We start from the raw sequence: 22,806 nt of genomic DNA, 5'->3' as shown, positions 1-22,806 counted from the left end.
AGCCTGCAATGCATCAATTGACTCTGGCCGAGATCGCCCGCGGTCTCGCCGACAAAAAGTTTTCTTCCGAAGAGCTGACCAAGACCCTGCTGGCGCGCATCGCCGCGCTGGATCCGAAGGTCAACAGCTTTATCAGCCTCACCGAGGAGCTGGCACTAGGCCAGGCCAAGGCCGCCGACGCCCGTCGCGCCAACGGTGAAAGCGGCGCGCTGCTGGGTGCGCCAATCGGTCACAAGGACCTGTTCTGCACCCAGGGTATCCGCACCAGCTGCGGCTCGAAGATGCTCGACAACTTCAAGGCGCCCTACGACGCGACCGTGGTCGCCAAGCTGGCCGAAGCCGGGGCCGTGACCCTGGGCAAGACCAACATGGACGAATTCGCCATGGGCTCGGCCAACGAATCGAGCTACTACGGCGCAGTGAAAAACCCGTGGAACCTCGAACACGTGCCCGGCGGCTCTTCCGGTGGCTCGGCAGCAGCCGTGGCCGCGCGCCTGCTGCCGGCCGCTACAGCCACCGATACCGGCGGTTCGATCCGCCAGCCAGCCGCATTCACCAACCTCACCGGCCTGAAACCGACCTACGGGCGTGTTTCCCGCTGGGGCATGATTGCCTACGCCTCCAGTCTCGACCAGGGCGGCCCCCTGGCCCGCAGCGCCGAAGACTGCGCAATATTGTTACAAGGCATGGCTGGCTTCGATGGGAAGGACTCCACCAGCATCGATGAACCCGTGCCGGACTACAGCGCCAGCCTCAATACCTCGCTCAAAGGCCTGCGTATCGGCGTGCCGAAAGAGTATTTCAGCGCCGGCCTCGACCCACGTATCGCCGAACTGGTGCACAACAGCATCAAGGAGCTGGAAAAGCTCGGCGCGGTGATCAAGGAAATCAGCCTGCCGAACAACCAGCACGCGATTGCGGCGTACTACGTGATCGCCCCGGCAGAGGCCTCGTCGAACCTGTCGCGCTTCGACGGCGTGCGTTTCGGCTACCGCTGTGAAGCCCCGAAAGACCTCACCGACCTGTACAAACGCTCCCGTGGCGAAGGCTTCGGCGTGGAAGTGCAGCGCCGGATCATGGTCGGTGCCTACGCCCTGTCGGCCGGCTACTACGACGCGTACTACCTCAAGGCGCAAAAAATCCGACGCCTGATCAAAAATGACTTCATGGCGGCCTTTAATGAAGTCGACGTGATCATCGGTCCGACTACACCGAACCCGGCCTGGAAGATCGGCGCCAAGACCGGTGACCCGATCGCCGAGTATCTTGAAGACCTCTACACCATCACCGCCAACCTCGCGGGCTTGCCGGGCTTGTCCATGCCTGCAGGTTTCGTCGATGGCCTGCCGGTGGGCGTGCAGTTGCTCGCCCCGTATTTCCAGGAAGGCCGCTTGCTCAATGTGGCGCACCAGTACCAGTTGAACACTGACTGGCACACTCGCACCCCAACCGGCTTCTGAGGAGAACACTATGCAATGGGAAGTTGTGATCGGGCTGGAGATTCATACCCAGCTCGCCACCCAATCGAAGATTTTCTCCGGTAGCGCCACCACGTTCGGTGCAGAACCCAACACCCAGGCCAGCCTGGTAGACCTGGGCATGCCTGGCGTATTGCCGGTACTGAACCAGGAAGCGGTACGCATGGCGGTGATGTTCGGCCTGGCGATTGACGCCCAGATCGGCCAGCACAACGTGTTCGCGCGCAAGAACTACTTCTACCCGGACCTGCCCAAGGGCTACCAGATCAGCCAGATGGAGCTGCCGATCGTCGGCAAGGGCTACCTGGATATCCCCCTGGAAGACGGCACCATCAAACGTGTCGGCGTGACCCGTGCGCACCTGGAAGAAGATGCTGGCAAGAGCCTGCATGAAGAATTCAATGGCGCCACCGGCATCGACCTGAACCGCGCCGGCACGCCACTGCTGGAAATCGTGTCCGAGCCGGACATGCGCAGCGCCAAGGAAGCCGTGGCCTACGTCAAGACCATCCACGCGCTGGTGCGCTATCTGGGCATCTGCGACGGCAACATGGCCGAAGGCTCCCTGCGTTGCGACTGCAACGTGTCGGTACGGCCAAAAGGCCAGGTCGAGTACGGCACTCGCTGCGAGATCAAGAACGTCAACTCGTTCCGTTTCATCGAGAAGGCGATCAACACCGAAGTCCGTCGCCAGATCGAGCTGATCGAAGACGGCGGCAAGGTGATCCAGCAGACGCGCCTGTACGACCCGAACAAAGACGAAACCCGCGCCATGCGCAGCAAAGAGGAAGCCAACGACTACCGTTACTTCCCCGATCCGGACCTGTTGCCGGTGGTGATCGAGGATTCGTTCCTCAATGACGTGCGCGCCACCCTGCCGGAACTGCCACCGCAAAAACGCGAGCGCTTCCAGGCGCAGTTCGGTCTTTCGGTGTATGACGCCAGCGTCCTGGCGTCGAGCCGCGAGCAAGCCGACTACTTTGAAAAAGTCGTGAGCATTGCCGGTGACGCCAAGCTGGCCGCCAACTGGGTCATGGTTGAACTGGGCAGCCTGTTGAACAAACAGGGCCTGGAAATCGACGAAGCCCCGGTAACGGCCGAACAGTTGGGCGGCATGTTGCTGCGCATCAAGGACAACACCATCTCCGGCAAGATCGCCAAGACCGTGTTTGAAGCCATGGCCAGCGGTGAAGGCAGCGCCGACGAGATCATCGAGAAACGCGGCCTCAAGCAAGTCACCGACAGCGGCGCGATCTCGGCCGTGCTAGATGAAATGCTGGCGGCCAACGCCGAGCAGGTCGAGCAGTACCGTGCAGCGGACGAAGCCAAACGCGGCAAGATGTTCGGCTTCTTTGTGGGCCAGGCGATGAAGGCCTCCAAAGGCAAGGCCAACCCGCAACAGGTGAACGAATTGCTCAAGAGCAAGCTCGAAGGCTGATAACGGTTGCCGCCCTGTGGGAGCCGGCTTGTGAAGGAACTGGCTTGCCTGCGATAGCATCACCTCGGTGCATCTGAAAAACCGAGGCGCCCGCATCGCAGGCAAGCCAGCTTCTACAAAGGTCGGTTCCCATATCAATTTTGGGGACACCTTGAAAATGAAGCGTCTACTCGGCCTCTGCGCCCTGTTTTCACTGCTCACCGGCTGCGCCAGTGGCCTGATCGATCCCAACGGTTATGACGAAACCGGCACAGCGTCCTACTACGGCGCCAAGCACCACGGCAAAAAAACCGCCAGCGGTGAACCCTTCAACCAACACGCCATGACCGCCGCCCACCGGCGCCTGCCATTCGGCACGCGGGTGCAGGTCACCAACCTGGCCAACGACAAATCCGTGGTGGTGCGCATCAATGATCGCGGCCCACACACCCGTGGCCGGCTGATCGATCTTTCACGCCAGGCCGCCGAGCAGTTGGGTATGCTGCGCAGCGGAACCGCGCGCGTGCGCGTGCAAGCCCTGAACAACTGACTGACGGAGCCCTGGCCATTTTCGGATTAAGCGCCCTCTCGCCCCTGAGCCTGATTGAACTGATCAGCGGCCTATTGCTGCTGATTGCCGGCGCCGAGATGCTGGTACGCGCCGCCGTGCGCCTGGCCGCCAGCCTCAAGGTCAGGCCGCTGATCATTGGCTTGAGCATCGTGGCCTTTGGCAGCAGCGCGCCGCAAATCGCCGTCAGCCTGCAGGCCACCCTGGCCGGCAATACCGATATTGCCGTGGGCAGCGTGATTGGCAGCAGCATCTTCAATATCCTCGTGACCCTGGGCCTTTCAGCGCTGATCATTCCCCTGCGCGTGTCGCGGCAACTGGTGCGCCTGGATATCCCGGTGATGATCGGCGCCAGCCTGCTGCTGTTCATCCTCGCCAGCGATGAGGCCCTGACGCCGCTTGACGGCCTGACCCTACTGGCAGCCCTGCTCGCCTACCTCGCGCTGTTGCTGTACCAGACCCGCCATTCGCGCCGCCCGCGGACCCGCGACACGGTAGTGCAGGCGCCGTGGCTGAGCAGTTTGCTGTGGATGATCGGCGGGCTCGCGCTGCTGGTATTCGCCGGGCATCTGCTGCTGGGGGCTGCCGTGGAAGTGGCCAGCGACCTGGGCCTGTCCGAACGGGTGATCGGCCTGACCATCGTTGCCGTCAGCACCTCTCTGCCGTGTCTCGCCACGTCCCTGATCGCCGCCCTGCGCGGCGAACGGGAGATTGCGGTGGGCAACGTGATCGGCAGCAACCTGTTCAACCTGTTGGGGGTGCTGGGGTTTACGGCGCTGGTGGCGCCATTGCCTTTGTCGGTATCGCCCAATGCCCTGGATTTCGACCTGCCGGTGATGCTCGGCGTGGTGGTGTTGTGCTTGCCAGTGTTTTACACCGGCTACCGCATTACCCGCGCCGAAGGCTTGCTGTTGCTGGGGCTGTACCTGGCGTATGGGCTGCACGTGGTGTCGTTCACCACCGGCATGCCGCTGGCCAATAAACTCGAACAACTGATGCTGTACTACGTCCTGCCAGCGCTGGTGGCTTTCCTGTTGTTCACTTCGCTGCGGGCCTGGCGCCGCCAACACCACAAGAGGGAGTCGCAATGACCGATCAACCGAAATCCGGCGAGCAAATGCGTCGCCAGGTCATGGGCGACGTATTTGTCGACCGCGCCTTGGGCAATGCCACCGAGTTCACCCAGCCGTTGCAGGACTTCGTCAACGAACATGCCTGGGGCGGGGTGTGGAACCGTGAAGGCCTGCCGCTGAAGACCCGCAGCCTGATCACCCTCGCGGCATTGACCGCCTTGAAGTGCCCGCAGGAGCTCAAGGGCCATGTGCGCGGCGCGCTGAACAATGGCTGTACTGTCGAAGAAATTCGCGAGGCGTTGCTGCATTGCGCGGTGTATGCCGGTGTGCCGGCGGCGATTGATGCGTTTCGCGCGGCGCAGGAAGTGATTGAGACGTATCAGCCAGCTCCCACAATTAGTGGTGAACACCCCCAAGTGTAGGAGCGGGCTTGCCCGCGATAGGCCCTAAAAAACACCACTCATTTCAGATCCAGCCACCGGCCTGCAACACAAAGATCCCGATATTGGTGGTCACTGCCGCCATCAGGGTAGTGATCACAATGATCGCCGCCGCCAACTCATGGTTGCCCTGGGCCGCACGGGCCATGACAAAGCTGGCGGCGGCCGTCGGCGCGCCAAAATACAAAAACAGAATCCCCAGCTCCGGTCCCCGGAAGCCATACAGCCAGGCCCCGACGGTGGCCACGAGCGGCAAACCGATCATTTTCACCAGGCTGGCACTCAACGCCATGTTGCCACTTTGGCGCAAGGCCGCCAGGGACAGAGTGCCCCCAATGCAGATCAATGCCAGGGGCAGGGTCATGTCGGCCAGGTACCTCCCGGAGGTTTCCAGCCAACTGGGCAGGCCGATCTGGAAATAGGCGAATGGCGTGGCGGCAATCACACTGAGGATCAGCGGGTTGGCCAATACGCTCTTGCAGATGCTCCACGGGTCCGACTTGATCACCGGGCTGTACACCGCCAGCACAATGGTCGACAGGGTGTTGTAGAACAGGATCACCAGCCCCGCGAGGATCGCCCCCAGGGAAATCCCGTAGTCGCCGTACATGCTGGCCGCCAGTGCCAGGCCGATCACCCCGTTGTTCCCGCGAAACGCGCCCTGGGCATAAATGCCCCGGTCTTCCCGCGGGCAACGGAAAATCGCCCAGCCCCAGGCCAGGGCGAAGCTGGCGACCGTGGCCACGGCAAAATAGATCAGCAGTTCTGGCTTGAGCGCCGAATGCAGGTCGGCGTGCAATATCCCCAGAAACAGCAACGCTGGCATGGTGACGTTGAACACCAGGGCTGACGCGGTGTGGATAAAATTGTCGTTGATCCAGTTGATGCGCTTGAGCAGCACCCCCAGGAACAGCATGGCAAACACCGGCGCAGTGATGGTGAGCGTCGCAAGGAAAATGGCGAGCATGCTAAGTCCTGTTTTCAGGGAATCGTCATGATAAAGCAGTGGGCTGCACTGTTGATATTGGATTTCGAAACATAAACACGAACTAAAAAAGTCCAGAATTGGGAACTGTGGCTACTTCGTAGGAGGTAATCCCACTATCCCGGCCGGGGTTCACCCGTCCCACAAAGCACTGCACAAGCTCCCACGCACTAACGAGAATCCACACCTCCGCTTCAGTAACGCCGCCCCTGAAAATCCCCCTCCTGTAACAACTGAATAACTCCAGGGGGGCCCCATGCGTAGATCCGTCAACCATTTACACAATGTGCATATCAGAAGCTGGGACGATGAGGACATTGCGGGTTACACCGAACTACTCAGTGACCCCGAGGCGATGAAATTCATTTCCGCCGGCACCACCCGGGACATGACCGCCGCCGCCAACGAAATCGCCACCTTCAAAAAAGAAATGACCGACCAAAACTGGTCACGCTGGGCGGTGAGCATTGGCCTGCAAGGCCCTTTTATCGGTTATGCCGGGTTCGCGCAAAAAGAATACGGCATCAACTTCGGCAACCGTTTCCTCAAGAAATACTGGGGAACGCCCTACCCCTTTATTGCCATCCACCTGGCGCTTGAATACGGCTTTGAGCACCTGGGGTTCGAGCAGATCTACACCCTGACCAATATCCGGCACCACCGCGCACTGGAAATGAACCGGGCGTTTTTGCACGCGCCACAACTGGCCGGGCAAGTGATTGAAACCCCTTACGGCCCCCACGTGAAGATTGATCTTACCCGCGAACGGTTCAGGGAAATCAGCCCTGCCAACCTGGCGCGCATCGACCGGTTTTCGCGTCGGATGAAAACCGCCGAATACACCAAGCTGGCCTGACCAAAACCATCACTGAGCAACATCCCCGTGAAAAACATTCTGCCTCCACCCGACCCCCTTCACTCAGTAGCGGGCCTGTGCACCCGGGAAACCTGGGCCTACCGCTGCTTGCGACGCCAGGTCTACCTGCCGTTTGGTTGCGTATTGGCGGGCCTGCGCCTGCTGTCGATGGTCGTGGTGAGCCTGCTCGCCTGGCCGCTTCCGTTGGCTGCCAGGCCCGTGATGTATCGAGGGCTCCTGTGGATAATGGGCATTCGCATCCGTTGCAGCCATTCATCGCGGCAAATCGCCCTGATCACCGACGGCTGCGTAGTGGCCGCCAATCACGTCAGCGTGATTGATCCATTCGCCATCCTCGCGATGCCAGGCGCGACACTGGTGGCGGCCAGTGGCTACAACCGCTTTATCGCCTTCACCGCCTTCCTGTTGCTCAAATGCTCGGGCGGACAGTTCTGGAACGGTGCCGATAAGAAGGCATTCTCCCGTAACCTGCATAAACTGCGCATCAACCCGCAAGGCACCGCCCTCTACACCACCCCCGAAGCGACCATTAACAACGGCCGGGGTTTGTATCGCTTTCGCGCGGGGCTGCTGAGCCGCGGCTTGCCCGTCGTGCCCCTGGCCGGGCGCCTGATTCTGCCCTTCGGCCTGGTCGCCAGCCCACTGCATGCCTCTGGCCTGGCAAGTTTCCTGCGCTTGCTGACGATGCCCTGGATGATCTGTGAAATGAGCTACCTGGAACGCTGCGAACGCCAGGAGCAGCAAAGCGGCCAGGCCTTTGCAGACCAAATCCAGGCCCGCATCGCCCAACACCTGGGCATTGCGGCCACCCCGTGGACCCGCGAAGACAAACACCGCTATCGCCAGCTCGATGCGCAGGCACGCCCATGACCGCAACCGGCACTACCCATGTGATTTTCGACTTTGACCAGACCCTGGTGAACCACGAAAGCACCCTTGCGATCATCCAGTCGGCGATTGGCGACAGCCCCGCTGGGCAAGCCATGCTGGAGCAACTGCAACTGATCGCGCCCAAGGCGTTGGCCGGTCGCGCCAGTGCCTGGGAACTGCTGTCCTTGGTCAAGGTGATCCCGCGCATCCGCCGCCAGCATATCCAGCGCTATGTCGACACGGTCATTGGCAGCCTCGACCCGGCCCTGATGCTGACCCTGCACAACCTACAGCGCGAGGGCGTGCAGGTGCATATCCTGTCTGGCGGCTACACCGAGTGGATCGCCCCGATTGCCCGCTCGCTGGATATCGACACCCGCAACGTGCTCGCCAACCGCCTGTTCTGGGCCGGTTCGCGGGCCCTGTGCCCCCGGCCTTCGCCGCTGATCAACCCCGGTACCGGCAAAAGCCGGATCGTGCGACGGTGGCGCGAGAGCGGCAGGCTCCAGGGCCGGGCGCTGATCGTCGGCGATGCCCGCTCAGACCACCAGGTGTATGTCGATGGCTGGGTCGACGGTTTTGTGTGTGCGGACTACTACACCCGCCACCCCATGCCCGAGATGAGCGGGCACATCCTTCGCGCGGCCAGCCCGCAGCAGGTCTACCCCCATCTGCAGGCCTTGATCGGCGCCCTGTCCTGACCTGGGCTAGGTGATCGGCGCCGGATTGAACAAGGTGATGTCATTGTGCAGCTTATGTTGCTCGGCCCAGGTCTGCTTTTTGCCGCTGGCCACATCCAGGTAGAAATGGAACAACTCCCAGCCCAGTTCCTCGATGGTCGCACGCCCGGTGGCGATCCGTCCGGCATCGATATCGATCAGGTCCGGCCAGCGCTGGGCCAATTCCGTACGGGTCGAAACCTTCACCACCGGCGCCATCGCCAACCCGTAGGGCGTACCGCGACCGGTGGTGAATACATGCAGGTTCATCCCCGCCGCCAGTTGCAAGGTGCCGCAGACAAAATCACTGGCCGGTGTCGCACAAAAGATCAGGCCTTTGCCCTTGAAGCGCTCGCCCGGCCCAAGCACGCCATTGATCGCGCTGCTGCCGGACTTGACGATAGACCCCAGGGACTTCTCGACAATGTTCGACAGGCCGCCCTTCTTGTTGCCCGGCGTGGTGTTGGCGCTGCGGTCGGCCTCGCCCTTGGCCAGGTAGCGGTCGTACCAGTCCATTTCCCGCACCAGTTCCCGCGCGACCTCCTGGGTTTCGGCGCGGGAGGTCAGCAGGTAAATGGCATCGCGCACTTCAGTCACTTCGGAAAACATCACCGTCGCCCCGGCCCGCAGCAACAGGTCCGACGCGTAGCCCAGCGCCGGGTTGGCGGTGATCCCGGAAAACGCGTCGCTGCCGCCGCATTGCATGCCCAGGATCAGCTCCGAGGCCGGTACGGTTTCCCGCCGGCGCAAGTCGAGTTTCTTCAAACGGGTTTCGGCCAGTTCCATGATTTGCTCGATCATTTCGCTGAACCCGTGGCTTGCGTCCTGCAAGCGGTACAGCCACGGCTCGCTGAGGTCCACCGAGCTGTCGTTGTCGTGCATCACCTGCCCGGCTTGCAGCTTTTCGCAGCCCAGGCTGATCACCAGGGCTTCGCCCCCCAGGTTCGGGTTGCGCGCCAGGTTGCGCACGGTGCGGATCGGGATATAGGCGTCGGTGGCGGTAATGGCCACGCCGCAACCATAGCTGTGGGTCAGTGCCACCACGTCATCGACATTCGGGTATTTGGGCAGCAACTCGTCCTTGATGCGCTTGACCGCATGGTCCAGCACGCCGGTCACGCACTGCACGGTCGTGGTGATGCCGAGGATGTTGCGCGTGCCCACGGTGCCATCGGCATTGCGATAGCCCTCGAAGGTGAAACCTTCCAATGGCGCCTGGGCCTCGGGCACTTCGGTGGACAGCGGCAGGCTGTCCAGCGGCGGTGCAGTGGGCATGCGCAGTTGATCCTCCTGGACCCAACTGCCGCGTGGTATCGGTTGCAAGGCGTAACCGATGGTCTGGCCATAGCGAATGATCTGACCACCTTGTGGGATATCTTCCAGGGTCACCTTATGGCTCTGGGGGATGAACTCCACGGTCACCAGGCCATCCGGGAACTCGGTGCCGGCTGGCACACCCTGGTCATTGACCACGATTACTACGTTGTCGCGCTCGTGCAACCGAATGGAGCGCGGCGAGTCGGCATGTTCAATCAACTGCATCACACGGCCCCTTCAGGATTGCGCTTGGGAAAGGTTAGTCAATTCAGGGCCTTTGCTCGGTGGCTCGTTGAGCACCACGCGCTTGATCGGGCCGACGATCACCAGGTAGCTGAATACCGCCACCAGCGCATTGGCGCCGACGAACACCAGGGCCCACTTGAACGAACCGGTGGTGCTGATGATGTAGCCGATCACGATAGGCGTGGTGATGGAAGCCAGGTTGCCGAAGGTATTGAACAAGCCGCCGCTGAGGCCAGCGATTTGTTTGGGCGAGGTGTCAGACACCACCGCCCAACCCAGTGCGCCAACGCCTTTACCGAAGAAGGCCAGGGCCATGAAGCCCACGATCATCCACTCCACATCCACATAGTTGCAGGCAATGATGCTGCTGGAGACCAGCAAGCCAGCAATGATCGGCGCCTTGCGCGCGAAGGTCAGGGAGTGGCCCTTGCGCAGCAGGTAGTCGGAAATAACCCCGCCCAGCACGCCGCCGATAAAACCGCAGATCGCCGGTAGCGAAGCGATGAAGCCGGCCTTGAGGATGGTCATGCCGCGGTCCTGCACCAGGTACACCGGGAACCAGGTAAGGAAGAAGTAGGTAATGCCGTTGATGCAATACTGGCCCAGGTACACGCCGAGCATCATGCGGTTGGTCAGCAACTGGCGGATGTAATCCCACTTCGGCCCGTCGGTTTTCTTACCCTTGGCCTTGTCCTGGTCCATATCGACCATCGCCCCATTGGCGGCAATGTGCTTGAACTCAGCCTCATTGATCAGCGGGTGCTCGCGCGGGCTGTAGATCACTTTCAGCCAGATCAGCGAGAACACGATGCCAATCACGCCCATCACGATAAATACGTGCTGCCAGCCGAAGCTGTAGACGATCCACCCCATCAACGGGGCAAATAACACAGTGGCGAAGTACTGCGCCGAGTTGAAGATCGCCGAAGCCGTGCCGCGCTCGGCGGTTGGGAACCAGGCCGCGACTATGCGCGCATTGCCGGGAAAGGATGGCGCTTCGGCCAGGCCGACCAGAAAGCGCAGCATAAACAGCGCAACCACCGCGGTGGAGACGCCGAACTCACCGACATAGCCTTGCAGCACGGTGAACAGCGACCAGGTGAAGATGCTCAGGGCATAGACTTTTTTCGAGCCGAAACGATCGAGCAGCCAGCCGCCGGGAATTTGCCCGGCCACGTAGGCCCAACCGAAAGCAGAGAAGATGTAACCGAGGGTGACGGCGTCGATGCCGAGGTCTTTTTGCAGGCTGGAACCTGCGATGGCGATGGTGGCACGGTCGGCGTAGTTGATCGTGGTCACCAGGAACAGCATGAGCAAGATCAAATAACGGACGTGCGTCGGCTTGGTCGCTTGCATGTAGATGTACTCCCACTAATTATTTTTTTTGCGGGTAATTGTCGTGTTGGTGCTGCGCACTGCTTTTTTGTGGGAGCAGGCAAGCCTGCTCCCACATTTATTGCGTTTACGAACCGATGTAGCTGGTTTTCACCACGGTGTAGAACTCCTGCGCATAGCGACCTTGCTCACGCGACCCGTAGGATGAACCCTTGCGACCCCCGAAGGGAACGTGATAATCCACGCCCGCCGTCGGCAGGTTGACCATCACCATCCCGGCCTGGGAGTGGCGCTTGAAGTGGTTGGCGTACTTGAGCGAGGTGGTGGCAATGCCCGCCGACAGCCCGAACTCGGTGTCGTTGGCCATGGCCAGTGCTGCCTCGTAGTCCGCCACGCGCACCACATTGGCCACCGGGCCGAAGATTTCTTCACGGCTGATGCGCATGGCGGCTTCGCTGTCGGCAAACAGAGTCGGCGCGAGGAAGTAGCCTTGGGTGTCACACGTCACCAGGCCACCACCGCTGACCAGCCGCGCGCCTTCGCTCTGGCCGATGTCGATGTACTTCAGGTCCTGGTCCAACTGGGCCTGGGACACCACCGGGCCAATGTCGGTCCCGGCATGCAGGGCATGGCCAACCTTGATCGACTGCATGCGCTCGGCCACGGCGGCGACGAATTGGTCATGAATCCCGGCGGTCACGATAAAGCGACTGGATGCCGTGCAGCGCTGGCCGGTGGAGTAGAACGCGCTCTGTACCGACAACTCGACAGCCTGCTTGAGGTCGGCATCGTCGAGAATGATCTGCGGGTTCTTGCCGCCCATTTCCAACTGCACCTTGGCCTGACGCGAAACGCAACTGACCGCGATCTGCCGGCCCACGCCCACGGAACCGGTGAAGCTGATGCCGTCGACCTTCGGGCTATGGACCAGCGCATCGCCCACTACCCGGCCGCTGCCCATCACCAGGTTGAACACACCACTGGGAAAGCCTGCACGGGAGATGATTTCGGCCAGGGCCCAGGCACAGCCGGGCACCAGGTCTGCCGGCTTGAGCACCACGCAGTTGCCGTAGGCCAGGGCCGGGGCGATTTTCCAGGCGGGGATCGCAATCGGAAAGTTCCACGGGGTGATCAGGCCCACCACGCCCAGGGCTTCGCGCGTGACCTCGACGTTGACCCCCGGGCGTACAGACGGCAGGTAGTCACCGGACAGGCGCAAGCACTCGCCGGCAAAGAATTTAAAGATATTACCGGCACGGGTCACTTCGCCGATGGCTTCCGGCAGGGTCTTGCCCTCTTCGCGGGCCAGCAGCGTACCGAGCTCTTCGCGGCGCGCGAGGATCTCGCTGCCGACTTTATCCAGGGCGTCATGCCGGGCCTGGATACCGGAGGTCGACCATGCCGGGAACGCCGCGCGGGCGGCGTCGATAGCGGCGTGGACCTGAGCCACGTCGGCTTTGGCGAAATCGCCGATGACATCCGACAGATCCGACGGGTTGATATTGCTTGAGTAGTCAGCACCGGCCACCCACTGGCCACCGATGTAGTTGTCAAAACGCTTGGCTTGGGACACGCATCTTCTCCTTACGCAAAAAGCCGCTGATCACTCAGCGGCTTTATTAATGGGTTACTGCGCGCCTTGCTTGTCGATCAGCGCGGCCAGGGCTTCGTATTCTTCTGGCAACAGATCGGTGAGCGGGGTGCGCACCGGGCCTGCGTCATAGCCGGCGATTTTTGCGCCCGCCTTGACGATGCTTACGGCGTAGCCGGCCTTGCGGTTACGGATGTCCAGGTAAGGCAGGAAGAAGTCGTCGATGATCTTGTCGACGGTGGCGTGATCCTCCCGGGCAATCGCGTGGTAGAAGTCCATTGCGGTCTTAGGAATGAAGTTGAAGACCGCCGAGGAGTACACCGGCACGCCGAGGGCCTTGTAGGCAGCGGCGTAAACCTCTGCGGTCGGCAACCCGCCCAGGTAGCTGAAACGATCACCGAGGCGACGGCGGATCGACACCATCAGCTCGATATCGCCCAGGCCATCCTTATAGCCAATCAGGTTCGGGCAACGTTCGGCCAGGCGCTCAAGCAGCGGCGCGGTCAGGCGGCAGACGTTGCGGTTGTAGACCACCACGCCGATTTTTACCGACTTGCACACGGCTTCGACGTGGGCGGCAACCCCGTCCTGGCTGGCTTCGGTCAGGTAGTGCGGTAACAGCAGCAGACCCTTGGCCCCCAAGCGCTCGGCTTCCTGGGCGTACTCGATGGCCTGGCGAGTAGAGCCGCCAACACCGGCGAGGATCGGCACGCTGGTGGCGCAGGTATCCACTGCGGTTTTCACCACTTGGGAATATTCACTGGCCGCCAGGGAGAAAAACTCACCGGTGCCGCCCGCTGCGAACAAGGCTGTGGCGCCGTAAGGGGCCAGCCACTCCAGGCGTTTGATATAGCCTGCCTGGTTGAAATCGCCCTGGGCATTGAAATCGGTCACCGGAAAAGACAGCAGACCGTGGGAGAGGATGGACTTCAGTTCTTGTGGATTCATTATTCGAACACCCTGGGTAAAGACTATCGATGAACAGTTGTTGTTAATGTTGTACGTCATCGTACAACTATAAAATCATCCGTCAATGTTATTTCGTCGGCTTGCCAGGGTTTTGCGGTCGGTTATTGAGAGCGCCTTGACGTAGGAAATTATTCCTCTATGCTTGCGACAGCTGTATATACATACAGCTATCAAGGAAGATTCATACGACATAGCAAGGAGCTAACATGTCAGAACTAAAATCGATCAACACCGAAAACCCTATCCCCGCCCTACGCTTCGAAGGCGGCGAGCACACCGCCATTGGCGACGAGACCCTGCTGCGTTTTGTCCCGGGCAAGCCAGCAATTGCTGGGGCAAAAGTCCAACTGCACCTGCCCAACGGCCTGGCCCTGACCTATGGCCAGATCATTGCCCTGGGCGGCGATTTCTACGGGATTCCCGGCCAGCCCATCAGTGACGGTGCGTCACCCACCGAGCGTGTGCAGCGTTTCATCGCCGCGTTTAACTCGCTGGCAACTTTGCCGGCGTCACGGGAGGAAGCGGGCAAAATCCTCGCAGTCATGCAAAAAGAGATCAACGCAGTGAAGCAGGCCATACAGGATGGCAAGCAACCCCATGAGGCCTACGACGCGCTAGGAGATACGTTGTCCGAAGAGTGGAACCGCATCACTGGCGGTGGCAGCGTGGTTTCAGCCATGGTTCCCCTGGGGCGCTACCTGAAGCTGGCGGCCGATAATGCCGACCATTTCGGCGAATGGGCGCTGTCTGCCTACCTAGCTGGGCATACCGCCGCCCTGCAACAAGCGGTCGTGGCCCACCAAAGCGGCAGTGGCCAGCAATTGGAACTGGCTTACGCCATGAACAGCTTTGCTGATCACTTCTTGACCGACCTGTTTTCCGCAGGGCACCTGCGCGTCCCACGCAAACAACTGGCGGCCGTGGTGACACCGGGTGAACTGGGGTCGTTGATCAGCCGCTTTATGCACGATGAAGACAGCAAGTTCGGGCTCAATGTACGCAATGCCCTGGGCGATGAGTGGCATGCCTATGGCGACAAACGCTATTTCGATAGCAATGACGCCGCCAACCGCACCCAGGTCAAGCGTGCGGTGCAGTCTTCGGCCGATGAGATCTTCGACGCGTACATCAGCGGTATCGCGCCCTCCCCGGCCACGTTCAAGGCACCGCTGCACGTGCCGGACCTGAATGCGGCGAACAACCCGGCGAACAACTTTTCGCCACTGTTCAAGGCTGAGGGCGACAAGGTGTTGCGACGCAAGGACGTCAACAACCTGAACGACAAGCAATGGACCAATGATTGGTGGGGGTGGAGTACGTATTTGTTGCTTAAGGATTACAAGCCGAACAAGCCGCAGCCTTGAGGTAGCCATAGTTCCCCTGTGGGCGGATGACTCGTACACAGGGGACCGTTCGTCGTCACTGTGAATTCTGACAGTATCGGCGACGGGCTCGCTGCCCCTAGATTGGGTGCGACCGCCGGGTTACCTCAGCACATGCAGCAGGTGCAGTCACCTTGGAGGCCCTTTACTCATCCACAACCAGTGAGGCACACCATGGCTACCGAAAAAAAATGCACATTTAAATCCAAATCCAATAATTCCAAGGCATCGACGCAGAACATCGATCCTGTGGACCTACCCAATATTGGTGACACCATTCAACTTGACGGTGACCCGCCGGCCCTGGTCCTGGGCAAGAACTTCCATATCAACAATGGTGAAGTTACCCAAATCGACTTTTTCTTGGCGTGACATGCCTTCCTGGCAGGCATCGAATTATCCGCGCTGCGCCTGCGCCTCTTCATGAGCCTGGCGCAGCCGCTCTCGACTATTAGTCAAATGCAATCTCATCGCCGCCCGCGCCGCATCCGAATCCTGGCGGGCAATCGCCTCATAAATCTCTTCGTGCTCACGGCTCAGGCGGCTCATGTAGTGCTGCTGGTCGTCATGGGCCAGGCGCGCTGAGTTCAGGCGGGTGCGCGGGATAATGCTGGTGCCCAGGTGGGTCATGATGTCGGTGAAGTAGCGGTTGCCGGTGGACAAGGCAATCTGCAGATGGAACTGGAAGTCCGAGGCCACTGCATCACTGGCGTGCGCCGCACTTTCATTCAACGCATCGAGGGCTGCGCGCATTGCTGCCAGCTGTTCGTCATTGCGACGCTGGGCCGCGAGGCCGGCGGACTCTACTTCCAGGCTGATGCGCAACTCGAGGATCGCCAGTACATCACGCAGCGTGACCACGGTCGCCGGATCAATGCGAAACCCGCTGGGGCTCGGCGTATCCAGCACAAAGGTGCCGATGCCATGCCGGGTTTCCACCTGCCCAGCTGCCTGCAGCCGCGAGATTGCCTCGCGCACCACCGTGCGGCTGACCCCATGGGCTTCCATGATCGCTGACTCGGTGGGCAGCTTGTCGCCACGCTTGAGCTGACCATCGCGGATCTGCTCGGACAACACCGTGACCAGTTCCTGGGCAAGGCTACGGCGCTTGCGGGGAAGACGCGGGGCTGTGCTGGGGTTTTCCATGGGCAGGCAACTATCTCGATGATTCAAAGGGGCATCATAGCCCAAGCGGGTTGTACGATCACCGCTCTGGATGATTTGCCCAAAGCTTATCGCGCGCAAAAAAATGCCCCAGCCTAAGCCGGGGCACTTTCAACACATGCCCGCAGGCGCATGTTGTGTCACTTCACCACTTTCAAGCTCGGCCGGCCGCTAGGGCGCGGTGGCTCGGAATCAGGTGGCGGCAGATCATCTTCAATTTCAATCGCTTCGTCGTCTTCAAGGGACGACTCCAGATCAAACACCATGCCCTGGCCATTTTCCCGGGCATAAATCCCCAAGATCGCGCCGATGGGCACATAGAGCGTATGGGGTACCCCACCAAAACGCCCTTCAAAGCTGACCGCTTCATTGTCCATGTGCAGTTGGCGTACGGCACTGGGCGAAACGTTCAGGACAATCTGTCCGTCACTGGCAAAACCTTGTGGTACCTGCACCGCAGGAAACTCGGAATTGACCAGCATGTGCGGGGTGCAATCGTTGTCCACAATCCACTCGTAGAGCGCGCGGACCAGGTAAGGTCGACTGGAGTTCATCAACGGCTCCTTAAGCCTTAGCGCATATCACGTTCGACGCCAGACAGACTTGCCTGGAAAGCCTCACGCGCAAACTGGCGCTCCATGTAATCAAGCAGCGGCTTGGCAGGCCGCGGCAGTTCAATGCCCAGAATCGGCAAACGCCAGAGTATGGGTAATAGGCAGCAATCCACCAGGCTTTGTTCCTCACTGAGGAAAAAAGGTTTGTCGGCGAACAGCGGCGAAACCCCGGTCAGGCTCTCGCGCAATTCCTTGCGCGCCTGCACACGGGCAGCTTCTTTGCTGCGTGTATCCAGAATCAGATCCACCAGCCCGCACCAGTCACGCTGGATCCGATGGATCAGCAGGCGGCTGTTGGCACGCGCCACCGGATACACCGGCAGCAAAGGTGGATGGGGGTAACGCTCATCCAGATATTCCATCACCACGGTTGACTCCCACAACGCCAGGTCACGATCGACTAGGGTGGGCAAGCTGCCGTAAGGGTTCACTTCGATCAGTTTCGGCGGATGACGACCCACCTCCACACTGATGATCTCGGCGCTGACACCCTTCTCTGCGAGTACGATGCGTACTCGGTGGGAATAGTGGTCGGCGGGGTCGGAGTAACAGGCCAACCGGTTGGTCACGCCCATGGCGGTCCTCCTCGCTTGTTGAAATTATCGAAAGCTCAAAAACGAGCGCGCCCAGAAAGCATCTCTCGTAACACCTGGATCAACCAGAGCGTTACCCGTTCAGAGACGTCGCTGGGCGCGCAAGATTAACAGCAATTGCCTAAGGTTGGATCAATGCACATCCTTCCAGTATTCACGCTTGAGCAAATAAGCGAATACGAAGAAGAAAGCCAGGTACAGCAACACATAGGTACCGATGCGTTGATGCTCCAGTTTGACCGGGTTGGCGGAGTACGCCAGGAAGGTCACCAGGTTCTTGACCTTCTCGTCGAACTGCTCCTCGTTCAGCGCACCGCTCTTGGGCACGATGGTCAGTTGATCACAGGCCTCATGGGTCAACGGCGTGCCGGTCAGCGGGTCATATTGCTTCTTGCCGTTTTCCACGACTTGAACCTGCTTGCATCCTACCACCTGGCGCCCTTGCAGGCCGACCAGCACGTTAGGCATACCGACGTTCGGGAAGACCTTGTTGTTCACGCCCCAGGGACGTGTAGGGTCTTCGTAGAACGATTTCAGGTAGCCGTACAGCCAGTCGGTGCCACGTACGCGCGCTACCAGGGTCAGGTCGGGCGGCGCAGCCCCGAACCAGGCCTTGGCGTCGGCCGGTTGCATGCCGATGTTCATGTGGTCGCCAATCTTGGCACCGGTGAACACCAGGTTCTTGAGCATCAGCTCATGGGGGATACCCAGGTCATCGGCAACCCGCTCGTAACGCTGGAACTTGGCACTGTGGCAGCCCATGCAGTAGTTGGCGAACGTACGGGCGCCGTCTTGCATGGCGGCCTTGTCAGAAACGTCGATGTCGACTTTTTCCAGCTCTGCGCCGTGCTCGGCCGCGAAGGCCAATACCGGCAGGGCAGCAAGAATCAATGCAGCGAATAATTTTTTCATCAGCCAGTCACCCTTTCCGGAACCGGTTTTGTCTTCTCGAGCCGGGTGTAGAACGGCATCAGAATGAAGTAGGCGAAGTACAGGAAGGTGCAGACCTGCGACAGCAACGTGCGCTCTGGGGTCGGCGCCAGTACGCCCAACACACCCAGGATCACGAACGAAATGCAGAACACCCACAGCCAGATCTTGCTCAGCCAACCCTTGTAGCGCATGGACTTGACCGGGCTACGGTCGAGCCATGGCAACACGAACAGCACGGCGATGGCCGCACCCATGGCGATCACGCCCATGAGCTTGTCGGGGATTGCCCGCAAAATGGCGTAGAACGGCGTGAAGTACCAGACCGGGGCAATGTGTTCCGGGGTCTTGAATGCGTTGGCCTGTTCGAAGTTCGGCTTTTCGAGGAAATAGCCGCCCATTTCCGGGAAGAAGAACACAATCGAGCAGAACACGAACAGGAACACCACTACGCCGACGATATCTTTCACGGTGTAGTAAGGGTGGAATGGAATGCCGTCCAGCGGAATGCCGTTCTCGTCCTTGTGCTTCTTGATATCCACGCCGTCCGGGTTGTTCGAACCCACTTCGTGCAGCGCCAGGATGTGCAGCACCACCAGGCCGAGAATCACGATCGGCAAGGCCACCACATGCAGGGCAAAGAAGCGGTTCAGGGTAATCCCGGAGATCAGGTAGTCACCACGGATCCACTGGGTCAGGTCGTTACCGATGACCGGAATCGCACCAAACAGCGAGATGATCACCTGGGCGCCCCAGTAGGACATCTGGCCCCACGGCAGCAGGTAGCCCATGAAGGCCTCTGCCATCAGCGCCAGGTAGATCAGCATGCCGAACACCCATACCAGCTCACGCGGCTTCTGGTACGAGCCGTAGAGCAAGCCACGGAACATGTGCAGATAGACCACGATAAAGAACGCCGAAGCGCCGGTGGAGTGCAGCAGGCGCAGGATCGAGCCGTACTCGACGTCGCGCATGATGTATTCGACGGAGGCAAACGCTTCTTCCGCCGACGGGGTGTAGCTCATGGTCAGCCAGACACCGGTAACGATCTGGTTGACCAGTACCAGCAATGCCAGGGAACCAAAGAAGTAGAAGAAGTTGAAGTTCTTCGGCGCGTAATACTTGCTGAGATGGTCTTCCCACATTTTGGTAGCGGGGAAGCGCGCATCCACCCAATCCATGAACTTGCTCATTACGCGCTCTCCTTATCGACACCAATGACAATAACGTCGTCAGATTCGTAGTTGTGCGGCGGAACCGGCAGGTTCAACGGAGCAGGCTGGGACTTGTAGACGCGACCGGCCAGGTCGTAGTGGGAACCGTGGCAAGGGCAGAAATAGCCACCGACCCAGTCCTTGCCCAGGTCCACTGGCGCGACTTCCGGGCGGAAGGTCGGCGAGCAACCCAGGTGTGTGCAAAGACCGACCAGCAACAGAATCTCTGGCTTGATCGAACGCACTTCGTTTTGGGCGTAGGCGGGTTGGTCGGAATTCTTGGACTCGGGGTCAGACAACTGGCCCTCGATCTTCTTCAGATTCCCCAGGATTTCCTCGGTACGACGAACGATGAATACTGGCTGGCCGCGCCATTCAGCAATCATCTGCTGGCCTGGCTCGATCTTGCTGACATTCACCTTCACCGGTGCACCTGCGGCTTTCGCCTTGGCACTGGGAAACCATGACCCCACGAACGGGACCGCAGCCCCCACCGCTCCTGCAGCACCCACCACGGATGTGGCTGCTACCAAGAAGCGACGCCGGCCTGCATTCACGCCGTCATTGCTCATTCAGTCCTCTCCCATCAGCTTTTTGGCCTGTTAAATCAGGCGTCTACTAAGTATTAAATCTGAACTTATAAAAATTTTGCCGAATGGTAATGAAAAGCCCCACCTCTGACAAGGTAATTACCCGCAGCCTAGCTTCCAAGCCTTGTAGTATAGGGGGTCTACGGATGTGGCAAGTTGTCACACAGAAAAAACCCGCATAAAACGCGGGCAATAAAAAACGCCCAGCTCCGTGAGGAGGCTGGGCGTTTTTGTGGAACGTAAAGCGAATTAACGCTTCGAGTACTGCGGACGCTTACGCGCTTTACGCAGACCGACTTTCTTACGTTCAACTTCACGGGCATCGCGAGTCACGAAGCCAGCTTTGCGCAGAGCGCCGCGCAGGGTTTCGTCGTACTGCATCAGAGCGCGAGTGATACCGTGGCGGATTGCGCCAGCTTGACCACTTACACCGCCACCGATAACGGTGACGTAGATGTCGAACTTTTCAACGGTCTCGGTCAGTTCCAGCGGCTGACGAACTACCATGCGGGCAGTTTCGCGGCCGAAGAAGTTGTCCAGAGTGCGGTTGTTGATCGAGATGTTACCAGTGCCCGGACGCAGGAAAACGCGTGCGGTTGCGGTTTTGCGACGGCCAGTGCCGTAATTTTGAGTCGCCGACATAATGAACTATTCCGTTAAAACTTCAGTTCTTGGGGCTGCTGAGCAGCATGAGGGTGAGCAGCGCCCGCATAGACTTTCAGCTTGCGATACATGTCGCGACCCAGTGGGCCCTTCGGCAGCATACCTTTAACCGCGATCTCGATCGGGGCTTCAGGCTTCTTGGCAATCAGGCCTTCGAAGTTCGAAGACTTGATACCGCCTGGGAAACCGGAGTGACGGTAGTACATTTTGTCGCTTGCTTTGTTGCCGGTTACACGAACCTGCTCAGCGTTGATGATCACGATGTAGTCACCGGTATCGACGTGAGGGGTGTACTCAGGCTTGTGCTTGCCACGCAGACGGCTGGCGACTTCAGTGGCCAGACGACCCAGGGTCTGACCAGCGGCGTCGACGACAAACCAGTCGCGCTGAACTGTTTCCGGTTTTGCAGTAAAAGTTGTCATTCTTTAATAGCCTCAGGGGCCGCACTGTAAATTAGACGGCGGATCTTACTGAATAGTGCGTACTTTGACAAGTCAAAGGCAGCCGGATACAGACGCTATCGGGGGCTCGGGTCAGCGCGTCCGTTCAACGGCAAGATTCTTCGGCAGGCGGCGCATCACTTCCACTGCAGAAAGAGGTGGGCAATTATGCAGATTGCGAAAAAAAATTCAACCTGCTTTTATGATTGTTTTCCCCAAAGGAGTACCCGATGGATTATCGAAAGCTGGGCCGGACCGATCTGAACGTAAGCGCGATCTGCCTCGGGACCATGACCTGGGGCGAGCAGAACACCGAGGCAGAGGCCTTCGCCCAGATTGAGCGGGCCAAAGGCGCAGGGATCAACTTCCTCGATACCGCAGAAATGTACCCGGTGCCGCCCAAGGCCGACACCTACGCCACCACCGAGCGCTACATCGGCAATTACTTCAAGAGCCGTGGCGACCGCGCCGACTGGATCCTCGCCAGCAAGATCGCCGGGCCCGGCAACACCATCGACTACATCCGCGACGGCCAGCTCAAGCACAACCGCAAACACATCATCGACGCCCTGGACGCGAGCCTCAAGCGCCTGCAGACCGACTGGATCGACCTGTACCAGTTGCACTGGCCGGAACGCAGCACCAACTTCTTCGGCCAACTGAGCTACAAGCACCAGGAAGAACCCGACCTGACGCCACTTGAAGAAACCCTCGAAGCCCTCGACGAGCAGGTCAAGGCCGGCAAGATCCGCCATATCGGCCTGTCCAATGAAACGCCGTGGGGCACCATGAAGTTCCTGGCCCTGGCCGAGGCCCGTGGCTGGACCCGCGCGGTGTCGATCCAGAACCCCTACAACCTGCTCAACCGCAGCTTTGAGGTGGGCCTGGCGGAGATTGCCATCCGTGAACAATGTGGCTTGCTGGCGTACTCGCCGTTGGCGTTCGGCATGCTCAGCGGCAAGTACGAAGGCGGCGCACGGCCGGCCAAGGGCCGCTTGAGCCTGTACAGCCGCTTCAGCCGCTACTTCAACCCGCAATCGGAAGCTGCGTGCAGCCGCTATGTGGCCCTGGCCCGCGAGCACGGCCTGGACCCGGCGCAGATGGCCCTGGCGTTTGTGACGCAACAGCCGTTTGTGACCAGCAATATCATTGGGGCGACGACGCTTGCGCAGTTGGACAGCAACATCGCCAGTGCTGACCTGAAGCTGTCGAAAGAGGTGCTGGAGGGGATCGAGGCGATTCAGAAGGATCATCCCAATCCTGCGCCTTGATTGATCTCTAGAACGCCATCGCCGGCAAGCCGGCTCCTACATTTGGAACCCATTCCCCTG

At 59.9% G+C, this 22,806-nt stretch carries 24 protein-coding genes; 11 read left to right on the top strand and 13 right to left on the bottom strand.

The genetic code is table 11. The features are described 5' to 3' along the window. Nucleotides 1-8: 8 nt before the first annotated feature. From gatA to HBO12_RS06300, 5 genes are all read left to right on the top strand, one after another. On the top strand, nucleotides 9-1,460 hold the full coding sequence (gatA, locus tag HBO12_RS06320) for an Asp-tRNA(Asn)/Glu-tRNA(Gln) amidotransferase subunit GatA (RefSeq protein WP_169950911.1): 1,452 nt from the start codon (nucleotides 9-11) through the stop codon (nucleotides 1,458-1,460). Between the two features lie 10 nt (nucleotides 1,461-1,470). Beyond that, complete coding sequence (gene gatB / locus HBO12_RS06315; protein ID WP_169950913.1) at nucleotides 1,471-2,916, top strand: Asp-tRNA(Asn)/Glu-tRNA(Gln) amidotransferase subunit GatB; 1,446 nt, start codon at nucleotides 1,471-1,473, stop codon at nucleotides 2,914-2,916. A gap of 157 nt (nucleotides 2,917-3,073) precedes the next feature. Further along, nucleotides 3,074-3,445: a septal ring lytic transglycosylase RlpA family protein gene (locus HBO12_RS06310; RefSeq protein WP_169950915.1), complete on the top strand. Its 372-nt coding sequence runs from the start codon at nucleotides 3,074-3,076 to the stop codon at nucleotides 3,443-3,445. Nucleotides 3,446-3,543: 98 nt separating this feature from the next. After that, entirely contained in the window at nucleotides 3,544-4,554 is a 1,011-nt protein-coding gene (locus tag HBO12_RS06305; protein WP_463671606.1) for a calcium/sodium antiporter, read from the top strand. Further along, the gene (locus tag HBO12_RS06300; protein WP_170041738.1) at nucleotides 4,551-4,958 is read left to right on the top strand and encodes a carboxymuconolactone decarboxylase family protein; all 408 of its coding nucleotides are present in this window, start codon (nucleotides 4,551-4,553) and stop codon (nucleotides 4,956-4,958) included. The genes HBO12_RS06305 and HBO12_RS06300 overlap by 4 nt, the downstream gene beginning before the upstream one ends. Before the next feature lie 43 nt (nucleotides 4,959-5,001). On the opposite strand, the gene HBO12_RS06295 is transcribed toward HBO12_RS06300, so the two are convergent. Next, nucleotides 5,002-5,943 carry an AEC family transporter gene (locus tag HBO12_RS06295; RefSeq protein ID WP_169950919.1) on the bottom strand — a complete coding sequence of 314 codons (942 nt, stop codon included), beginning with the start codon at nucleotides 5,941-5,943 and terminating at the stop codon, nucleotides 5,002-5,004. 274 nt (nucleotides 5,944-6,217) lie between these two features. Between HBO12_RS06295 and HBO12_RS06290 the strand changes: the two genes are divergently transcribed. Genes HBO12_RS06290 through HBO12_RS06280 form a run of 3 tightly spaced genes read left to right on the top strand, consistent with a single transcriptional unit; the run spans nucleotide 6,218 to nucleotide 8,409 of the window. Further along, a complete protein-coding gene (locus tag HBO12_RS06290) occupies nucleotides 6,218-6,817 on the top strand; it encodes a GNAT family N-acetyltransferase (RefSeq protein WP_170041737.1) in 600 nt (199 codons plus the stop codon). 27 nt (nucleotides 6,818-6,844) lie between these two features. Continuing rightward, on the top strand, nucleotides 6,845-7,708 hold the full coding sequence (locus HBO12_RS06285; RefSeq protein ID WP_169950924.1) for a 1-acyl-sn-glycerol-3-phosphate acyltransferase: 864 nt from the start codon (nucleotides 6,845-6,847) through the stop codon (nucleotides 7,706-7,708). Continuing rightward, complete coding sequence (locus HBO12_RS06280; protein WP_170041736.1) at nucleotides 7,705-8,409, top strand: HAD-IB family phosphatase; 705 nt, start codon at nucleotides 7,705-7,707, stop codon at nucleotides 8,407-8,409. Before HBO12_RS06285 ends, HBO12_RS06280 begins: the two co-directional genes overlap by 4 nt. A gap of 6 nt (nucleotides 8,410-8,415) precedes the next feature. Here the strand turns inward: HBO12_RS06280 and garD are convergent, their stop codons facing one another. The 4 genes from garD to kdgD form a co-directional block, all read right to left on the bottom strand. After that, nucleotides 8,416-9,969: a galactarate dehydratase gene (gene garD / locus HBO12_RS06275; protein ID WP_170041735.1), complete on the bottom strand. Its 1,554-nt coding sequence runs from the start codon at nucleotides 9,967-9,969 to the stop codon at nucleotides 8,416-8,418. A gap of 12 nt (nucleotides 9,970-9,981) precedes the next feature. After that, complete coding sequence (locus tag HBO12_RS06270) at nucleotides 9,982-11,346, bottom strand: MFS transporter (protein ID WP_169950930.1); 1,365 nt, start codon at nucleotides 11,344-11,346, stop codon at nucleotides 9,982-9,984. 106 nt (nucleotides 11,347-11,452) lie between these two features. Further along, nucleotides 11,453-12,898 carry an aldehyde dehydrogenase family protein gene (locus HBO12_RS06265; RefSeq protein WP_170041734.1) on the bottom strand — a complete coding sequence of 482 codons (1,446 nt, stop codon included), beginning with the start codon at nucleotides 12,896-12,898 and terminating at the stop codon, nucleotides 11,453-11,455. 54 nt (nucleotides 12,899-12,952) lie between these two features. Next, nucleotides 12,953-13,864 carry a 5-dehydro-4-deoxyglucarate dehydratase gene (kdgD, locus tag HBO12_RS06260; protein WP_029291893.1) on the bottom strand — a complete coding sequence of 304 codons (912 nt, stop codon included), beginning with the start codon at nucleotides 13,862-13,864 and terminating at the stop codon, nucleotides 12,953-12,955. Between the two features lie 227 nt (nucleotides 13,865-14,091). Here kdgD and HBO12_RS06255 point away from each other — a divergent pair, with 227 nt between their 5' ends. Continuing rightward, nucleotides 14,092-15,249: a phospholipase gene (locus HBO12_RS06255; RefSeq protein ID WP_170041733.1), complete on the top strand. Its 1,158-nt coding sequence runs from the start codon at nucleotides 14,092-14,094 to the stop codon at nucleotides 15,247-15,249. Nucleotides 15,250-15,441: 192 nt separating this feature from the next. Next, nucleotides 15,442-15,639, top strand: a complete 198-nt coding sequence (locus HBO12_RS06250) for a hypothetical protein (RefSeq protein ID WP_169950937.1) — start codon at nucleotides 15,442-15,444, stop codon at nucleotides 15,637-15,639. A gap of 24 nt (nucleotides 15,640-15,663) precedes the next feature. Here the strand turns inward: HBO12_RS06250 and HBO12_RS06245 are convergent, their stop codons facing one another. From HBO12_RS06245 to rplM, 8 genes are all read right to left on the bottom strand, one after another. Further along, entirely contained in the window at nucleotides 15,664-16,413 is a 750-nt protein-coding gene (locus HBO12_RS06245) for a FadR/GntR family transcriptional regulator (RefSeq protein WP_169950939.1), read from the bottom strand. Between the two features lie 158 nt (nucleotides 16,414-16,571). Further along, a complete protein-coding gene (locus HBO12_RS06240) occupies nucleotides 16,572-16,985 on the bottom strand; it encodes a ClpXP protease specificity-enhancing factor (protein ID WP_057438071.1) in 414 nt (137 codons plus the stop codon). A gap of 17 nt (nucleotides 16,986-17,002) precedes the next feature. Beyond that, nucleotides 17,003-17,620 carry a glutathione S-transferase N-terminal domain-containing protein gene (locus HBO12_RS06235; protein WP_027604841.1) on the bottom strand — a complete coding sequence of 206 codons (618 nt, stop codon included), beginning with the start codon at nucleotides 17,618-17,620 and terminating at the stop codon, nucleotides 17,003-17,005. Nucleotides 17,621-17,770: 150 nt separating this feature from the next. Next, entirely contained in the window at nucleotides 17,771-18,550 is a 780-nt protein-coding gene (locus HBO12_RS06230) for a cytochrome c1 (protein WP_169950943.1), read from the bottom strand. Continuing rightward, the gene (locus HBO12_RS06225; RefSeq protein WP_003188526.1) at nucleotides 18,550-19,761 is read right to left on the bottom strand and encodes a cytochrome b; all 1,212 of its coding nucleotides are present in this window, start codon (nucleotides 19,759-19,761) and stop codon (nucleotides 18,550-18,552) included. The genes HBO12_RS06230 and HBO12_RS06225 overlap by 1 nt, the downstream gene beginning before the upstream one ends. Further along, complete coding sequence (gene petA / locus HBO12_RS06220; RefSeq protein WP_038443372.1) at nucleotides 19,761-20,354, bottom strand: ubiquinol-cytochrome c reductase iron-sulfur subunit; 594 nt, start codon at nucleotides 20,352-20,354, stop codon at nucleotides 19,761-19,763. The genes HBO12_RS06225 and petA overlap by 1 nt, the downstream gene beginning before the upstream one ends. Nucleotides 20,355-20,621: 267 nt before the next feature. Next, nucleotides 20,622-21,014: a 30S ribosomal protein S9 gene (gene rpsI / locus HBO12_RS06215; RefSeq protein ID WP_003171743.1), complete on the bottom strand. Its 393-nt coding sequence runs from the start codon at nucleotides 21,012-21,014 to the stop codon at nucleotides 20,622-20,624. A 14-nt stretch (nucleotides 21,015-21,028) separates the two neighbouring features. Next, nucleotides 21,029-21,457 (bottom strand): 50S ribosomal protein L13, encoded by a 429-nt coding sequence (rplM, locus tag HBO12_RS06210; protein WP_029291908.1) that lies wholly within the window; start codon nucleotides 21,455-21,457, stop codon nucleotides 21,029-21,031. A gap of 248 nt (nucleotides 21,458-21,705) precedes the next feature. Between rplM and HBO12_RS06205 the strand changes: the two genes are divergently transcribed. After that, nucleotides 21,706-22,746 (top strand): NADP(H)-dependent aldo-keto reductase, encoded by a 1,041-nt coding sequence (locus HBO12_RS06205; RefSeq protein WP_170041732.1) that lies wholly within the window; start codon nucleotides 21,706-21,708, stop codon nucleotides 22,744-22,746. Nucleotides 22,747-22,806: the final 60 nt, after the last annotated feature.

It is taken from the genome of Pseudomonas sp. WS 5059 (assembly GCF_012985525.1).
Taxonomy (GTDB): Bacteria; Pseudomonadota; Gammaproteobacteria; order Pseudomonadales; family Pseudomonadaceae; genus Aquipseudomonas.
This window is presented reverse-complemented; position numbering and strand designations above follow the sequence as displayed.

Excerpts from the sequence above, each read along its gene's own strand:
- gatA (WP_169950911.1), top strand. The coding sequence starts at position 9 with ATGCATCAATTGACTCTGGCCGAGATCGCCCGCGGTCTCGCCGACAAA.
- gatB (WP_169950913.1), top strand. The coding sequence starts at position 1,471 with ATGCAATGGGAAGTTGTGATCGGGCTGGAGATTCATACCCAGCTCGCC.
- HBO12_RS06310 (WP_169950915.1), top strand. The coding sequence starts at position 3,074 with ATGAAGCGTCTACTCGGCCTCTGCGCCCTGTTTTCACTGCTCACCGGC.
- HBO12_RS06305 (WP_463671606.1), top strand. The coding sequence starts at position 3,544 with ATGCTGGTACGCGCCGCCGTGCGCCTGGCCGCCAGCCTCAAGGTCAGG.
- HBO12_RS06300 (WP_170041738.1), top strand. The coding sequence starts at position 4,551 with ATGACCGATCAACCGAAATCCGGCGAGCAAATGCGTCGCCAGGTCATG.
- HBO12_RS06295 (WP_169950919.1), bottom strand. The coding sequence starts at position 5,943 with ATGCTCGCCATTTTCCTTGCGACGCTCACCATCACTGCGCCGGTGTTT.
- HBO12_RS06290 (WP_170041737.1), top strand. The coding sequence starts at position 6,218 with ATGCGTAGATCCGTCAACCATTTACACAATGTGCATATCAGAAGCTGG.
- HBO12_RS06280 (WP_170041736.1), top strand. The coding sequence starts at position 7,705 with ATGACCGCAACCGGCACTACCCATGTGATTTTCGACTTTGACCAGACC.
- garD (WP_170041735.1), bottom strand. The coding sequence starts at position 9,969 with ATGCAGTTGATTGAACATGCCGACTCGCCGCGCTCCATTCGGTTGCAC.
- HBO12_RS06270 (WP_169950930.1), bottom strand. The coding sequence starts at position 11,346 with ATGCAAGCGACCAAGCCGACGCACGTCCGTTATTTGATCTTGCTCATG.
- kdgD (WP_029291893.1), bottom strand. The coding sequence starts at position 13,864 with ATGAATCCACAAGAACTGAAGTCCATCCTCTCCCACGGTCTGCTGTCT.
- HBO12_RS06255 (WP_170041733.1), top strand. The coding sequence starts at position 14,092 with ATGTCAGAACTAAAATCGATCAACACCGAAAACCCTATCCCCGCCCTA.
- HBO12_RS06250 (WP_169950937.1), top strand. The coding sequence starts at position 15,442 with ATGGCTACCGAAAAAAAATGCACATTTAAATCCAAATCCAATAATTCC.
- HBO12_RS06245 (WP_169950939.1), bottom strand. The coding sequence starts at position 16,413 with ATGGAAAACCCCAGCACAGCCCCGCGTCTTCCCCGCAAGCGCCGTAGC.
- HBO12_RS06240 (WP_057438071.1), bottom strand. The coding sequence starts at position 16,985 with ATGAACTCCAGTCGACCTTACCTGGTCCGCGCGCTCTACGAGTGGATT.
- HBO12_RS06235 (WP_027604841.1), bottom strand. The coding sequence starts at position 17,620 with ATGGGCGTGACCAACCGGTTGGCCTGTTACTCCGACCCCGCCGACCAC.
- HBO12_RS06230 (WP_169950943.1), bottom strand. The coding sequence starts at position 18,550 with ATGAAAAAATTATTCGCTGCATTGATTCTTGCTGCCCTGCCGGTATTG.
- HBO12_RS06225 (WP_003188526.1), bottom strand. The coding sequence starts at position 19,761 with ATGAGCAAGTTCATGGATTGGGTGGATGCGCGCTTCCCCGCTACCAAA.
- petA (WP_038443372.1), bottom strand. The coding sequence starts at position 20,354 with ATGAGCAATGACGGCGTGAATGCAGGCCGGCGTCGCTTCTTGGTAGCA.
- rpsI (WP_003171743.1), bottom strand. The coding sequence starts at position 21,014 with ATGTCGGCGACTCAAAATTACGGCACTGGCCGTCGCAAAACCGCAACC.
- rplM (WP_029291908.1), bottom strand. The coding sequence starts at position 21,457 with ATGACAACTTTTACTGCAAAACCGGAAACAGTTCAGCGCGACTGGTTT.
- HBO12_RS06205 (WP_170041732.1), top strand. The coding sequence starts at position 21,706 with ATGGATTATCGAAAGCTGGGCCGGACCGATCTGAACGTAAGCGCGATC.